This is a genomic window from Niveispirillum sp. (genome assembly GCF_017996735.1).
GTDB lineage: Bacteria > Pseudomonadota > Alphaproteobacteria > Azospirillales > Azospirillaceae > Niveispirillum.
In genome coordinates, this window is record NZ_JAGOGJ010000060.1 from 25,180 (window position 1) to 40,193 (window position 15,014).

Sequence of the window (15,014 nt, forward strand, 5' to 3'; positions counted from 1 at the left end):
CCACCTCTAATGCAGCGCGGTTTTGCCCAGCGCCCGTCGGCGCCATTGCAGGGCCGTGCTGCCGGTCCAGCGCTTGAACGCGCGGGAGAAGCTGGCGGGTTCCTGGAAGCCCAGCATTTCGGCAATCTGTTCCACCGTCAGCATGGAGCGTTGCAGCAGGTCGCAGGCCCGCTGCTGGCGGACCTGATCCAGGATCGTGCCAAAGGCCAGTCCCTGTTCGGCCAGCCGCCGGTGCAGGGTGCGTTCCGACACGGCCAGATGTCTGGCGGTTTCGATGGCGCTGGGGAAGTTCCGCGACGAGCGGACAAGGACCGCATAGACCCTGGCCACAAAGGGATCGGTCACGCGCGCCTGACCGATCAACTCTGTGCACATGCGCTGATAGGTTTCTTCCAGCAGCGGGCTGCCCATGGGCAGGGGCTCGGCCCCCGCGCCGGGTTTGAACACCCAGCGTGTCCGCGCCTGGCCGAAATGCACGGGCACATGCAGCAGCCTGTCGCAGTCCATCCAGTTGGGCGGACGGACCAGGACGCTGTCGATCCGTTCTAGCGGAAAGGGCTGTTGGCGCATGTCGTGCAAAAACATCGTGGCCGATCCCAGCGCCCGTTCATGCAGGAATTCCCAGACATCGGGGGGCGCCATGCTGTCGTCTGCCACCATGGCGACGGGTTCGTCCCCCTGCAACTCCACCCGATAGATCATCAGTGAATAGGTCAGCGCCTGGAACGCATCCAGCACGCGCAAGCCTTCAGCGATATTGGCCGCCGCCATGACGGCCAGACCCAGCGGTCCATAGGACATCAACCGATAGCGCATGCCCGTCTTCAACCACAGCCCCGGTATATGCCGGGTCGCGGCGGCGAAGACCTGCTGGAACCGCAATTCCTCCGGCCCGCCGACTTCGCCGTGCGGATCATGGGCCAGGATAGGGTCGAGACCCGCCTGCCGGAACAGCGGCGCCAGGGGGATGCCAACCTCTGTCAGGATGGCCGACATGATGCGGATGCTCTGGTTCGAGAGGCGCACCGTCAGCAGGGAATCACTGCGCATGGACGTCGTCCCTGATCATAAATTCAGATGGCAGTTAAAGACAATTTTTTGGCGGTTGCGGCCATTCTTTTTTCAGCGCTCCCGGATGAATATTCTTCTACCAAACAATCGCCCCCGGTGAAGAGGGGCGATGTCAGGGAGGAAAATCAGATGGATCAGCGTTTGACGCTGCCGCAAGATGGCACCATGTCCGGCCCGCGGGGCTTTGCGCAATGGGACAGTCCGCCGTCGGTGAAGCTGGGCCCCCTGGGGGCGGAACCGCCCCTGCCGCCCACCGTTGCCGCCCTGCGCGACAGTTTGCAAAGCCTGGCCGACAAGGTCATGCGTCCCATCGGCCGCGACCTGGACCGGTTGACGGCCGAGCAGGTGGTGGACAAGGGCTCCCGCTATTGGGAGTTCCGCCGCGAATATGCCAAGCTGGGCATCGACGTTGCCGGCCTGGCCGATTTCCCGGCAGAGGAACTGCCGGCGCTGTTCACGGTCCTGTTCGAGGAGTTGGGCCGGGGCGATGCGGGCTTGGCCATCTCCATCGGGGCCGGCATGCTGCCGCACTATATGGCGGCGAAGTACGGCAACAGCTTTGTCGCCAAGACCTATCCGGAGACCCTGACGGGCTGTTGGGGCATCACGGAACCCGACCATGGGTCCGACATGCTGGACACCACCAGTGCCATTGCCCATGCCAAAGGTGTCTATGGACGGCCTAACTGTGTGGCCCGGATCAGCGACGGGAAGGTCACCATCCGGGGGCAGAAATCCGCCTGGGTGTCGAATGGGCCCATTGCCGATCTGTGCATCCTGTATTGCCTCGCGGAGACCAAGGATGGCCGCGTCGATCCCGCCCGCGGTGCCGTGCTGATCGTGCCGCTCGACGCGCCGGGCGTATCGAAGGGCAAACCGCTGGAAAAGATGGGGCAGCGTGCCCTGCCGCAAGGGGAATTGTTCTTCGACAATGTCGAACTGGACATCGATCACCTGCTGCTGGCACCGGAGGATTACAAGAAGGGCGTCTATGCCATCCATACGGAGGCCAATGCCCTGATGGGGGCGACCTTCACGGGATGTGCACGCTCGGCGTATGAACTGGCCTTCGCCTATGCCCATGAACGCAAACAGGGGGGCGTTCCCATCATCCGCCATCAGGACGTGGCCAAGCGCCTGTTCCATATGGCGCGCAAGGTGGAATTGTCGCGCGCCATCACCCGCCGGGTGACAACCTTCAACATGATGAACGACCAGCCGGCCCTGCAGGCTGCCATGTTTGCCAAGGTCACAGCCACCCAACATGCTGTCGATGTGGCCAGCGATGCCGTGCAGATGTTCGGTGGCAATGGCGTGACCCTTGAATATCCGGTGGAGAAGATCTTCCGCGATGCCCGATCCTCCCTGATTGAGGATGGCTGCAACGAGATCCTGTCCATCAAGGGCGGAACCCTGATGGTCGATCCGGACCTGCTGCCCGCAACGGTGTAAGGGCGGGCCTGTTCCCCACACCCGTCCCTTTTGCCCTCACCCTCGCACGTTCGTGGGGGAGGGGCAGGAATTCGCGTTATAGCTGATTTCGCCCCTCTCCCGTCTGGCGGGAGAGGGAGGGACCCGCCGCGAAGCGGTGGGAGGGTAAGGGTCGGCAGCACCGACAATAGTTGTTTCCCAAAAAGAACCAACGGACCTTCAAGAAGGATTCCGCACATGAAGCAGCACGCCCTTATCGCCGGTGTGGGCATGACGCCGTTCGGCCGCCATCTGGACCGGACCCTGTCCAGCCTGGCGCATCAGGCCATCCGTGAAGCGCTGGACGATGCCGGCATCGATATCGGCCGCGTCCAGGCCGTTTGGGCCGGCAATGCCGGCGCCGGTATCATCACCGGTCAGGCCTGCGTGGCCGGGCAGGTGGCCTTGCGCGGCCTGGGCCTGGGTGGCGTGCCGGTCGTGAACGTCGAAAATGCCTGCGCCACCGCGTCCACAGCCTTTCAGCAGGCGGCCAGCATGGTGACGCTGGGTGTCTATGATGTGGTCCTGGCATTCGGGGTGGAGAAGCTCTACCACGCGGACAAGGACCGGCCCATGCGCGTCTATATGGGCGCCACGGATGTCGATCATCCTGAACAGTTGGATGCCTATCTGACGGGTGATCTGTCTGAAGCGGACAAGGCCGCGGCGCCGAAGGACCGGCGGTCGGTCTTTATGGACATCTATGCCCGCATGGCCCGCGATTACATGGCTGCCAGCGGGGCCACACAGCGCGATTTCGCCGCTGTCTCCGCCAAGAACTCGCGCCACGGTGCCTTGAACCCGTTGGCCCAGTTCCGTGATGAACTGACGGTGGAACAGGTGCTGGCGGCCCGCGCCATCTCCTTCCCCCTGACCCTGCCCATGTGTTCGCCCATCGGCGACGGGGCGGCGGCGGCCGTGATCGTTTCGCCCCGCGCGGCGGCCGAACTGGGCCTGCGGGCACCGGTGCATATCCGCAGTTCGGTGCTGAACAGCGGCTTCGATCCGGCGCCGGGCCGGGCCTCGGTGACGACGGAGACGGCGGACCGGGCCTTCGCCCTGGCCGGTATCACGCCCGGCGACATCGACTGTCTGGAACTGCATGACGCCACGGCTCCGGCGGAATTGATCTACTACGAAGCGCTGGGGCTTTGCCCACCCGGCGGCGGGCCCGACCTGCTGCGCAGCGGCGCTACGACCCTGGGCGGCCGTGTCCTGGTCAACTCCTCCGGGGGACTGGTGCGCAAGGGCCACCCCATCGGGGCCACGGGACTGGCGCAGATATTCGAGCTGACCCGACAGTTGCAGGGCCGCTGCGGCGCCCGGCAGGCGGAGGGCGCACGGGTGGCGGTCGCCGAGAATGGTGGCGGCTGGATCGGCAGCGATGCCGCCGCCATTGTCATGACGGTGCTGTCACGATGAGTGCGCTGCGATCCCCCCTGACGATGGTGTTGGATGGCGTGGCGGCCTTTCCCGACCGCGATGTCCTGACCTTCGTCGATGTCGCCCCCGACGGCACCTTGCAGGAGGAGGTGCGCACCTATGCCGGATTGCTGCGCCAGGGCCGCATCATGGCCGGTGCGCTGCGCGCCGCCGGGATGCAGGAAGGTGACGCCTTCGCCCTGGTCATGCGCAACCATCCGGAATTTGTCGATGCCATGGTGGCGTCGGAAATGGTGGGCACGGTGTTCGTCCCCATCGATCCGCGCATGAGGGGCAGCAAACTGTCCTTCATGCTGCGCTTCGCCGCTTGCCGGGGGGCCATTGTTACCCCGGATGTGGTGGCCGAACTGCGTCCGCTGCTGCCGCACCTGCCGTATCTGCGCTGGGTCTGGGTATTGGGCGGAGTAGGGCGGGAGGACATCTTCCAGCCGCTGTCCAATGTGCTGTCCGGGGCGGAGCCGTTGGAGGATCCGCGCCCGCGTCCGTTGGGCGATCCCATGCAGATGCTTTATACCTCTGGCACGACAGGCGATCCCAAGGCCATCCTGGCCCCCTATGCCCGCTTTGCCGGGGTGGCGTCGCTGGGCCCGGTCATTGGCCTGACGGCGGAGGACCGGCCCTATACCGGCCTGTCGCTGACCCATGCCAATGCACAATTGATTACGCTGGGCAATGCGCTGTCCATGGGGCTGCGGCTGGTGATCAGCCGGCAATTCACCAAATCGCGGCTATGGCCCATCCTGCATCGCTATGGCTGCACCATGTTCAACCTGTTGGGGGGCATGGCGACGGCCATCTTTGCGGAACCGCCGGCCCCGCACGACCGCGGCCACAAGGTGCGTTATGTGCTGAGTGCGGGGATGCCGGCCGCCCTGTGGCGGGAGTTCGAGGCGCGGTTCGCCCTGCGCGTGTTCGAGTTCTATGGTGCGGCCGAAGGGGGCCTGACCTTGAACCCGCCGGATACCGGCCCCATCGGTTCCATCGGCAAGGCCCCGCCCGGCACAATCTGCGCCATCCTGGACGAGGAGGGGACGGAGTTGCCGGCCGGCAGCCTGGGCGAAATCTGCTTTCGCAACGCCGATGGCGGCGTCGCCCCCGTCGCCTATTATTGCAATCCCGACGCCAGTGCCGCCAAGACGCGCGGCGGCTGGTTCCATACGGGTGATATCGGGTTCACGGATAGCGCGGGCTGGGTCTATTTCTGTTATCGGGCTGGCGACAGCATTCGCCGCAATGGCGATTTCATCAATGCCGTGGATATCGAAGCCGCGGTGGCCCGCCTGCCGGAAGTGGCCGATGTCCATGTTTACGGTGTCGCCACACAGACCAATGCGCCGGGGGAGAAGGAAGTGGTGGTCGCCCTGGTGCCGCAGCCGGGATACGAATTCGATCCTGGCCGCATTTTCAGCCATTGCGCCGCCGCCCTGGGTTCCACCAGCATACCCAGCTATGTCCAACTGGTCGCGGAGATCCCCAAGACGGCGTCGGAAAAACCACAGGCCCGGCATCTGATCGCCCTTCTGGGGGCGGATGACGCGGTCATTTTCAACAAGGAAGGGCCATGCACAGTGGCCGTGAACGGGAGGATGTCGAAATGAGCGCACCTGTCATCGTCTATGGGGCCAGCGGCTATACCGGCAAGCTGATCATGTGGCACCTGGCCGAGGCCCGTATCCCCTTTATCGCCGCGGGGCGCAGCCTGGACCGGTTGCGCGAACAGGTGGCACTGGTGCCGGAACTGGCCGGCGCGCAGTATGAAATCCGCGCCGTGGCGCATGAGGAAGGGGCGCTGACCGACCTGTTCCGCGGTGCCCGCGTCGTCTACAACGTCACCGGTCCCTTCATGCAGTTGGGCGAGCCGGTTGTCCGCGCCGCCCTGGCCGCCGGCTGCCACTATCTGGACACGACGGGTGAAGCCGACTGGATGTCCCATATCCGCGATACATATGGAGAGGCATTCGCCGCCAAGGGCCTGTTGCTGTGCCCCGCCGCCTCCTACATGTGGGCGGCCGGCAATATCGCGGCGGAAATCGCGCTGGAAACCCCCGGCGTGGACAGTCTGGATATCCTGTATCTGGCCGACAGCAATACCTCGGTGGCGTCGACCAAATCCTTCCTGCGCATGTGTACCAAGCCGCAATATTACCTGGAGCACAATGAACTGGTCATGTGGCCCTACGCCACGGCCTATGATGTGCGCGGGCCCGACCAGCATCGCACCTTCAAGGCGCTACCCTGGTCGGGCGGGGGGGAACCGGTCTGGTACCAGCACGACCCCCGCGTAGCCAACTGCCTGACCCTGGTCGCCTTCAAGAACCAGGCGATGTTCGGCGCCGTGCTGTCGGTGTTGCAGACGTTCGAGGAGAAATACCGCCACCTGTCGCCCGAGGAACAGGAGCAGGTGACCAACGAGCTGGGCGGCAATCTGACCAGCGTGGAACCTGGGCGGGAGGACCCCGACCGCAACCGTTCCGTCATCTCCTGCATCGGGCGCGGCAACATGACGGGCGTGTCCGTCGTGCTGCGCGGCAATGCCCCTTACATGCAGACGGGGGCCCTGGCGGCAGAGGCCTGCCGCCGCATCCTGGACGGTCGGCTGCTGGCCCATGGTTTCCAGTCGCCGGCCAAGGCCATCGGCGCCCGCGCCATCCTGAATTGCTGGGCTGAACGCGGTTATCACGCCTGGGAGGCGCGGGCGACGTAAGCCCCGCCCGCCTGTTCCATCCCCATCCATGAGACGGGACGCCCCGCCGCGGCCAGGATGCCGCGGCGAAAGGAGAATTGCGTCCCGGACAAACGAACGAACGGGAGGTTTCCACCATGAAGGCATGTTTGAGGTCCGCCTCTACCCTGGCCCTGTTGCTGGGTCTGGCGGCAACCGGTTCTGCGGCAGCGCAGGAAGCGGTGACATTGGAAGAGATTGTGGTCACCGCGCAGAAACGCGCCCAGAATTTGCAGGAAGTGCCGGTGGCCGTGTCGGCCGTCAGCGCCGATACGTTGCAAAGCCGGGGCATCACGGAGACGTCGGACCTGATGGGCGCCATGCCCAGCCTGCAGGTGACCACGCCTTATGGCCGCACCCAGCCCAATTTCTCCCTGCGCGGCATTTCGGTCGCCAACGAGTTTTCGGCCTCTACCGCGTCACCCGTCGGCGTCTATGTCGACGAGGTTTATCAGAGCTTCCGGGCCAGCCACGGACAGCAGCTCTATGATTTGGACCGGGTGGAGGTGCTGCGCGGGCCGCAGGGCACGCTGTATGGCCGCAACACGACGGGCGGTGCCGTCAGCTTCTTCACCAAGCGTCCGTCCCTGCAGGGTGATGAAGGTCACCTGACCCTGGGCTACGGCAATTACGACACCAAGACGGCGGAAGGGGCGGTGGAGGCCACCCTGGCCCCGGACAAGCTGGGTATCCGTCTGGCCGGCACCATCGCCAAGGGCGACGGCTGGCTTTACAACCCCGTGCAGAAACGGGATATCGGCACCACCAATTCCGCCGCCGGCCGCGCCACGCTGCGCTGGCAGCCGTCGGATGCTCTGGATGTAACCGTGAAGCTGTTCGCGGCCCGCGACAATCCGGTGGCGGCCACGCCCTATGCCCAGGGACAACTGGGCGGGGGCAAGGATGCGTTGGGCTATTCCCGCTTCGATCCGCAGCCCCTGCTGGGCGGCCGGAAGCTGGGCGAGAACGAGGTGGCGGCCGACCAGGGCGGGAATTATTTCAGCTCGTCCCGCGGCGGGTCGTTGACGGTGAATTACGATATCTCGGATGCGCTGTCGCTGACCTCCATCACCGGCTATGACACGGGCAAGTACCGGAATGCGCCGTTCGATTGCGATGGCTCGCCCAACGACCTTTGCTCCATCCGCTATTATTCCTCCAGCAAGAACTTCAACCAGGATATGCGGCTGACTTATGAGGGCGACAGGCTGCATGTCATCGGCGGCGCCTATTACGGGCAGGATCAGGTCTATACCCATAACCAGCCGGATTTCTTTGGCGTGCTGCGGCCGCTGCTGCTGGGGGCCGGTCTGCCCGGTTCCTATGGCAACCCGGCCGTCGCCACGCCGGACAGTATCGGCATCGTCCCGGCCTTTGCCGTCAATCCATCCCTGAAACCCGGCGATGCCGGTTTCTGTGCGCCTGTGACCATCAATCCCAAGGGATTCCTGGATGCCCGCTCGCTGCTGGCGCTGCTGGCTGATATCGCCGCCAACAATGACAGTGGCGGCGGCTTCGGCGGGGCAATCTCGGCGGCCTGTCGCACCGCCGGCGCCCCGCCGTTCGCCCCCATCCTGGGCGATCAATATTTCACGGTGAAGCGCCCGTCCAAGGCGATCTATGGCGATGTCAGCATCGATCTGACCGATGACCTGAAACTTGCCGTGGGGTTACGCTATACCTGGGACAAGGTGAAATACCTGAACGGCCACACCGCCCTTCTGGACCTGGCCGGCAAGAATATCATCGCCAGCACCATCCCCTATTCCTACCCCTATAACGGATCATTGCCGGCGGTGAACCAGACGGAAGGCGCCAACCGCCTGACGGGGCGGGCCAATCTGTCCTATGATTTCACGGACGAGGTCATGGGCTATGTCAATTACAGCCGCGGCTACCGGTCGGGCAGCTTCAATGGTCTGGCCTATCAGGGCCTGAACCAGGTCTATTATATCCACCCGGAAAAGGTGGACGCCTATGAGACCGGTCTGAAAACACGGCTGTTCGATCGGCGGGTGCAGTTGAACCTGTCCGGTTTCTACTATGACTATGCCAACCATCAGGTCACCCAGATCATCGGCGCCACCGCCTTCACCCGCAGCGCGAACGGCCGGCTTTATGGGGGCGAGGCGGAATTGACGGTGCAGGCCGCCGATGACCTGCGCCTGGATGCAACGCTGGGGTTGCTCAATACCAAGTACAAGGGCAACCGCATCGACCCCACCAATCCGGCCAGCCCCACCATCAATGTCAATGGAAACCCATTCCCCAACGCCCCCAAGACCACGTTTTCCGGCGGGTTTGACTGGGATGTCGCCAGCTTCGGGCCGGGTGATCTGAAGCTGCGCGGCGATACATCCTATATGGGCAAATATTATTTCGATCCCTTCAAGGATTACGGGCAAAGCCCATGCGACAAGCCGGCGCCCGGTTCCAATGTTCTGCAGGCTGGCCCTGCCATTGCCTGCGGTAATCCCAGCTACTGGCTGTTCAACGCCCGTCTGACCTATGACACGCCGGACTGGTCGGTGGCCCTGTGGGGCAAGAACCTGACGAACAAGTATTATTACAATTACGGGCTGAACATCAGCATCTTCGGCCTGGACTATCTGAACCGGGGCATGCCCCGTACCTATGGTGTCGAATTCACGGCGCGCTTCTGAAGCGGGGGGAGGCGAATATGAACAGGTTCCAGGATAGGGTCGTGCTGGTCACGGGCGCCGCCAATGGCATCGGCCTTGCCGCCGTGGCGGAGTTTGCCCGCGAAGGGGCGGTGGTCGTGGCCAGCGATCGGGATGAAGGCGCGCTTGCCCGCGCCATTGCCCCTGTTCTTACCGCCGGAGGGCGGGTGGAACGGATTTTTCAGGATGTAACGGACGAGGCAGCGTGGGATGCAACCATTGCCGACATCATCCGGCGGCATGGGCATCTGGATGTGCTGGTCAATAATGCCGGTATCGGCATCATGGCCGATGCCGAACATTCCAGCCTGGATGTCTGGCGCAAGACCATGCAGGTCAATCTGGAAGGTGTCTTCCTGGGCACGCGCGCCGGTATCCGCGCCATGAAGCTGCGCGGTGGGGCCATCGTCAATGTCGCCTCCATCGCCGCCAATGTGGGGGAGCCGCTGCTGGCCGCCTACAACGCCTCCAAGGGTGGGGTGGCGCAATTGACCAAGGCGGCGGCCCTGCATTGTGCGGCCGAAGGTTACCCGATCCGCGTCAATTCCCTGCACCCCGGTTACACCGTGACGCGTCTGGTCACCGATGCGGTTGCCAGCCTGGGGGATGCGGCGACGGCCTTTTCTGCCTCTGTCCTGTCGAAGATCCCCCTGGGCCGGATGGCCGACCCGCGGGAGATCGCGCGGCCCCTGCTGTTCCTGGCCAGCGACGATGCCAGCTACATGATGGGGGCGGAACTGGTGGTCGATGGCGGTTATCTGGCCGCTTAAGCGCCGGTCATGAAGGATGACAGGCGGTATAAACAACGGGAGGGAAGGCAAGCCATGGACATGGAATTGCGCGGCACCTGGCTCTATGACGCCCGGATCGATCTGGGCACGCCGATCATGGTCGGGCCGACGCCGGAAGGGGTGCGGGCCATCTTCCCGGTCACGGGCGGATCGCTGGAAGGGCCGCGCCTGAAAGGACGGTTCCTGCCCCAGGGTGGGGATTGGGCCCGCATCCGGGGCGACGGCTCCATCGTGCTGGATGTGCGGGCCCTGGTGGAAACCGACGATGGCGCCCTGATCCATGTCACCTATGGCGGGCGGCTGGTCATTCCGGCGGACATCCAGGCCCAGGTGCTGGACCTGACCAACCCGGACCCGCTACCGGGGGACCGGTACTATTTCCGGACCCTGCCGCTGTTCGAAACCGCCAGCCCTGCCCATGCCTGGCTGAACGGTATCTGCGCGGTTGGTATTGGCCGGTTGGTCACGGGCGGCGTCGCCTATCGTGTCTTCGCGGTTGATTGAGGGAGGAACCCATGGTCGATGCAGCCCTTACCCCCACGACGGAACGCGAACCGGTGCCTGCCTGGGCGCGGCTGATGCTGTGGATTCACAAGCATCTGATCTTCGAAGCGGCGGGCCGGCCGCGCATCAAGATCGCCACGGCCGTGAATTTTCACAAGATCGCCACCGTCTTCATCATCTACGCGATGATGAATCATTATGGGAATTTCAGCACCGGCGCGTGGATTTATCTCTCCCTGCACGGGGTCTATGGCTATTGCTGGCTGATCAAGGATCTGGGGTTCCGCGACCATCAACTGGACCGGGATACGGCCTGGTGGGGTGCCCTGAACATGTATCTGCTGCTGGTCGCCTGGTATTGGCTGATCCCGTGGCTGTTCATTTCCCGTCAGGTGGACCCGTCGGGGCCGGTCCTGGCGGCAGCGGTGGCGCTGCATACGCTGGGTGTCGTCACCATGATTGCGGCCGATGGCCAACGTCATTTCACGTTGAAGCATAAGAGCGGCCTGTTCACGGGCGGGCTCTATGCCTATACCCGCAACCCCAATTATCTGGGGGAGATCATGCTCTATTCGGCGTTTGCCCTGCTGGCCGACCATTGGCTGGCCTGGGCCATTGTCGGCTGGGCGACGGTCTCCACCTTCCTGCCGCGCATGTATCAAAAGGATCATGCCATTTCCCGCCACCCCGGCTGGGCGGAATATAAGGCGCGGACCGGATTGCTGATCCCCTGGGGTCTGCTGAACGGCCGCGCCCTGGCTGCACGGCTGCGCCGCCCCTGACCCGACCGATCCTCCGGAAAGGAGAAAAACCATGTCGCAATTTCCTGCCATCCTGGTCGATCAGGACCAGGAAGGACGCCAGCGCGTGTCCTTCACCCGGCTGTCGGCCGCCGATCTGCCGGATGGTGATGTGACGGTGGCCGTCGATTATTCCACCTTGAACTACAAGGACGGTTTGGTGCTGACCGGCGCCATCCCGTTGATCCAGCGCTTTCCCATGGTGCCCGGCATCGATCTGGCCGGCACCGTGGTGGAAAGCCGTGATCCGCGCTGGCGGCCGGGAGATCGGGTCATCGCCAATGGCTGGGGCCTGGGGGAACGGCACTGGGGCGGCTATGCCGGGCTGGCGCGGGTCAGCGGCGACTGGCTGGTTTCCTGCCCGGCCGCCTTCACCACGCGTCAGGCCATGGCCATCGGCACCGCCGGCTATGCCGCCATGCTTTGCGTGCTGGCGCTGGAACGGCAGGGCGTGCAGCCCGGTGACGGTGAGGTTCTGGTCACGGGGGCCAGCGGCGGCGTCGGTTCTGTTGCCACGGCCTTATTGGCGCGTCTGGGACATCGCGTTGTCGCCTCCACCGGTCGCCCGCAGGAGGCCGACTATCTGCGCCGTCTGGGGGCGACGGAGATTATCGACCGCGCCACCCTGTCCAGCCCCGGTGCGCCGATGCAGGCGGAACGCTGGGCCGCCGCCATCGATACGGCCGGCAGCCACACGCTGGCCAATATCTGCGCCAGCCTGCGCTATGGCGGCGTGGTGGCGGCTACGGGCATCGCCCAGGGTGTCGATCTGCCGGCCAGCATGTTGCCGCTGGTGCTGCGCAATGTGACCCTGTGCGGCGTGGACAGTGTGATGGCGCCGGCAGCGCTGCGCCGTCAGGCCTGGGAACGCCTGTCGACGGATCTGGATACTGGCTTGCTGGAGACCATGGTCACGGAAATCAATCTGGCCGATGTTCTGGCCGCAGCCCCTGCCATTCTGGCGGGGCGGACCAAGGGACGGGTTGTGGTGACGCTACGCGACGCCTGACGCTGTTGCTTCCGACCGGGAGGGGCCGCTCTGCCGGCCCCTCCCGGTCGGAAGAACCCGCCATTGCGGCCCGTTGCTTCTTACGCCAGCAGGCGCAAGCAAAGCCCGCCGGAATCATCCAGAAAGCCATCGCAGAAGGCCCAGCCCGGTGAAGCCGGCTGGGCCTGCGCGCCCAAATCTCCAGCGTCAATGCGCCCGGCGATCAGGTCGCGGATTCGTGTCGTGACCCCTGTTATACCAGGGCCACGAAATCATGATCGATGGTCAAGCTTTCGTGCGCCTCAATCGCCGGCGGGCGCATCCGCGCCCTTGGCTACGCGGCATGGGCCGCGCGGCGGCAGTCGCCGCCGTACCATCGGTCAGGAATTTTGACCGATGTTAGGGTGGACGGCCCCCCGGCATCGCTGTGCCACCACTGTCAAACGATACTGGCAGAACGGGGCGGGGGCGCCACGGATGGATTTTTCCGCGCCCTGCTAACCGTCGATTCACGGCAAGCAATCAGCAGGCCAATGCCCGTTGCAAACGGTCAAGCCCTTCTGTCAGGACGGTATCGCTGATGGTCAGGGGGACAAGGATCCGGATCGTGTTGCCGCTGGTGCCGCAGGAAAGCAGGATCAGGCCTTCCCGCAATGCCTTTTTGGTGATCTCGGCGGTGGCGTCCCGGTCGGGGTGACCATCGGCCTTGACGATGTCGAAGCCGATCATGGCACCAGGCCCCCTGATATGGGCGATGGGCCGGATGTCGTTGCGCCGGCTCAGGGCCTCCAGCCGCGAGCGGATGGACAGGCCGATGGCGTCTGCACGCGCGCACAGACCCTCTGTCTCGATCGCGTCCAGGACAGCCAGAGCCGCGGCACAGGATAGCGGGCTGCCGGCATAGGTGCCGCCCAGTCCACCCGGCTCCACCCGGTCCATGATCTCCGCGCAGCCGATGATGCCGGACAGGGGAAAGCCGCCGGCGATGGATTTCGCCACGGTAATCATGTCTGGTGCCACACCGGAATGCTGGATGGCGAACATCCGGCCGGTGCGGGCGAAACCGGTCTGTACCTCGTCCGCGATCAGCAGGATGCCGTGCTGATCGCAGATCCCACGCAGCCGTTGCAACAATTCGGCAGGCGCGGGATGGAAGCCGCCTTCTCCTTGTACCGGTTCGATCACGATGGCGGCCACCCGTTCCGGCCCGATGTCGGCTGCGAACAGGAAATCCAGGGCCTTCAGGCTGTCCGCGACGCTGACGCCGTTCTGTGGAACCGGGAACGGGACATGGAACACCTCCCCCGGCAGGGGACCAAAGGGGCGCTTGTAGGGCACGACCTTGCCCGTCATGGCCATGGTCAGCAGCGTCCGGCCATGGAACGCGCCGGTAAAGGTGATGATGCCGGGTCGCCCCGTCGCCACGCGGGCGATCTTCACGGCATTTTCCAGGGCCTCCGCGCCCGTGGTGAAGAAGATGCTCTTGGCCGGGCCGGGGAAGGGGGCCAGCGCGTTCAGCCGCTCGGCCAGCGCGATGTAGCTTTCATAAGCGGCCACCTGAAAGGCCGTGTGCGTGAAGCGGGCGGCCTGTGCGGCCACGGCTTCCATCACGCGCGGGTGCCGGTGGCCGGTGTTCAGCACAGCGATGCCGCCCGCGAAATCGATGAAGCGGTTACCTTCCACATCCCACAATTCGCTGTTTTCCGCCCGGTCGGCATGGATGGGGAAGGCGGTGGCGACACCGCGCGGGACGGCGGCGTCGCGGCGGCGCAGAAGGTCGGCATTGCTGGTCATGGTCCGGTCGATCCCGATTGCAGGGGTAAGGGTCGTCCCCGGTATCGCGCGTTCTGCCGCTGCCGCCGCAGTGCTTAATCCGTCGCCGCTGGTGCGGTGCGGTCACCATCCGGTGCGGTGTCGGGAGATTGCGCGCCATTGCGGTTTCATTGCAAGCTGCGCACCTGTCCCCCGCTGGAAGTCATGATGAGCGACGACAAGACCGTCCCGGAAAGCCCCGCGAGCGCTTCCAGCCTGCCTGGGAAAAAGGCGTTGCCGCCCTTCGCGGCGCTGCGGGCCTTCGATGCCGTGGCCCGGCTGGGCGGGGTGCGCCGCGCGGCGGAGGTGCTGGACCTGGACCATGCCGTGGTCAGCCGCCATCTGCGCACGCTGGAAGCCTGGACCGGATCGGCCCTGATCGAACGCAGCCGGGCCGGCGCCATCCTGACGGAGGAGGGCGCCCGCTATCACAAGCGTATCGCCCAGGCCATGGACAATATCGCGGGGGCCACGCTGGACCTGATGAAACGCAGCGACAATCGCCGTCTGCTGATCTGGTGCATGCCCGGCTTCGCCTTCCACTGGCTGATGCAGCGCCTGAACCAGTTCGAGGCGGCCAATCCCGGTCTGGATATCGAGTTGCGGCCCACCGATGTCTGTCCGGATTTTGCCAAGCATGAAGCCGATCTGGATGTCCGCTTCGCCCCCATCTATGGGCAGCCCCTGACGCTGGCGCCCGGCGTGCAGAGCGTGGAGGTGGCGCAGCCGCCC

Annotated in this window: 12 protein-coding genes; 10 read left to right on the plus strand and 2 right to left on the minus strand. The window is 64.7% G+C overall.

Annotated elements, in window-relative coordinates; genetic code table 11:
• Positions 1-6: 6 nt before the first annotated feature.
• On the minus strand, positions 7-1,050 hold the full coding sequence (locus KBA48_RS18355; protein ID WP_292909017.1) for an AraC family transcriptional regulator: 1,044 nt from the start codon (positions 1,048-1,050) through the stop codon (positions 7-9).
• Positions 1,051-1,200: 150 nt separating this feature from the next.
• On the opposite strand from KBA48_RS18355, the gene KBA48_RS18360 reads away from it, so the two are divergent.
• From KBA48_RS18360 to KBA48_RS18400, 9 genes are all read left to right on the plus strand, one after another.
• Complete coding sequence (locus tag KBA48_RS18360) at positions 1,201-2,523, plus strand: acyl-CoA dehydrogenase family protein (RefSeq protein WP_292909019.1); 1,323 nt, start codon at positions 1,201-1,203, stop codon at positions 2,521-2,523.
• 216 nt (positions 2,524-2,739) lie between these two features.
• Positions 2,740-3,963 (plus strand): thiolase family protein, encoded by a 1,224-nt coding sequence (locus KBA48_RS18365; RefSeq protein WP_292909021.1) that lies wholly within the window; start codon positions 2,740-2,742, stop codon positions 3,961-3,963.
• Entirely contained in the window at positions 3,960-5,582 is a 1,623-nt protein-coding gene (locus KBA48_RS18370) for an AMP-binding protein (protein WP_292909023.1), read from the plus strand. Before KBA48_RS18365 ends, KBA48_RS18370 begins: the two co-directional genes overlap by 4 nt.
• On the plus strand, positions 5,579-6,688 hold the full coding sequence (locus KBA48_RS18375) for a DUF5938 domain-containing protein (RefSeq protein ID WP_292909025.1): 1,110 nt from the start codon (positions 5,579-5,581) through the stop codon (positions 6,686-6,688). Before KBA48_RS18370 ends, KBA48_RS18375 begins: the two co-directional genes overlap by 4 nt.
• Positions 6,689-6,804: 116 nt before the next feature.
• Positions 6,805-9,369 carry a TonB-dependent receptor gene (locus KBA48_RS18380; protein ID WP_292909027.1) on the plus strand — a complete coding sequence of 855 codons (2,565 nt, stop codon included), beginning with the start codon at positions 6,805-6,807 and terminating at the stop codon, positions 9,367-9,369.
• Between the two features lie 17 nt (positions 9,370-9,386).
• Positions 9,387-10,157, plus strand: a complete 771-nt coding sequence (locus tag KBA48_RS18385) for an SDR family oxidoreductase (RefSeq protein ID WP_292909029.1) — start codon at positions 9,387-9,389, stop codon at positions 10,155-10,157.
• A 54-nt stretch (positions 10,158-10,211) separates the two neighbouring features.
• A complete protein-coding gene (locus tag KBA48_RS18390) occupies positions 10,212-10,682 on the plus strand; it encodes a DUF3237 domain-containing protein (protein WP_292909031.1) in 471 nt (156 codons plus the stop codon).
• A gap of 11 nt (positions 10,683-10,693) precedes the next feature.
• Positions 10,694-11,464 (plus strand): DUF1295 domain-containing protein, encoded by a 771-nt coding sequence (locus KBA48_RS18395; protein ID WP_292909033.1) that lies wholly within the window; start codon positions 10,694-10,696, stop codon positions 11,462-11,464.
• A 31-nt stretch (positions 11,465-11,495) separates the two neighbouring features.
• Positions 11,496-12,491: an MDR family oxidoreductase gene (locus KBA48_RS18400; protein ID WP_292909035.1), complete on the plus strand. Its 996-nt coding sequence runs from the start codon at positions 11,496-11,498 to the stop codon at positions 12,489-12,491.
• Between the two features lie 501 nt (positions 12,492-12,992).
• On the opposite strand, the gene gabT is transcribed toward KBA48_RS18400, so the two are convergent.
• Complete coding sequence (gene gabT, locus KBA48_RS18405; RefSeq protein WP_292909037.1) at positions 12,993-14,264, minus strand: 4-aminobutyrate--2-oxoglutarate transaminase; 1,272 nt, start codon at positions 14,262-14,264, stop codon at positions 12,993-12,995.
• 186 nt (positions 14,265-14,450) lie between these two features.
• Between gabT and KBA48_RS18410 the strand changes: the two genes are divergently transcribed.
• Positions 14,451-15,014: LysR family transcriptional regulator (locus KBA48_RS18410; protein WP_292909039.1), on the plus strand; the 564-nt coding region annotated here is incomplete at its 3' end.

Bases quoted from the DNA above. Each gene is read 5' to 3' on its own strand.
- KBA48_RS18390 (WP_292909031.1), top strand. From the start codon at position 10,212: ATGGACATGGAATTGCGCGGCACCTGGCTCTATGACGCCCGGATCGAT.
- KBA48_RS18365 (WP_292909021.1), top strand. From the start codon at position 2,740: ATGAAGCAGCACGCCCTTATCGCCGGTGTGGGCATGACGCCGTTCGGC.
- KBA48_RS18355 (WP_292909017.1), bottom strand. From the start codon at position 1,050: ATGCGCAGTGATTCCCTGCTGACGGTGCGCCTCTCGAACCAGAGCATC.
- gabT (WP_292909037.1), bottom strand. From the start codon at position 14,264: ATGACCAGCAATGCCGACCTTCTGCGCCGCCGCGACGCCGCCGTCCCG.
- KBA48_RS18385 (WP_292909029.1), top strand. From the start codon at position 9,387: ATGAACAGGTTCCAGGATAGGGTCGTGCTGGTCACGGGCGCCGCCAAT.
- KBA48_RS18395 (WP_292909033.1), top strand. From the start codon at position 10,694: ATGGTCGATGCAGCCCTTACCCCCACGACGGAACGCGAACCGGTGCCT.
- KBA48_RS18360 (WP_292909019.1), top strand. From the start codon at position 1,201: ATGGATCAGCGTTTGACGCTGCCGCAAGATGGCACCATGTCCGGCCCG.
- KBA48_RS18370 (WP_292909023.1), top strand. From the start codon at position 3,960: ATGAGTGCGCTGCGATCCCCCCTGACGATGGTGTTGGATGGCGTGGCG.
- KBA48_RS18375 (WP_292909025.1), top strand. From the start codon at position 5,579: ATGAGCGCACCTGTCATCGTCTATGGGGCCAGCGGCTATACCGGCAAG.
- KBA48_RS18400 (WP_292909035.1), top strand. From the start codon at position 11,496: ATGTCGCAATTTCCTGCCATCCTGGTCGATCAGGACCAGGAAGGACGC.
- KBA48_RS18380 (WP_292909027.1), top strand. From the start codon at position 6,805: ATGAAGGCATGTTTGAGGTCCGCCTCTACCCTGGCCCTGTTGCTGGGT.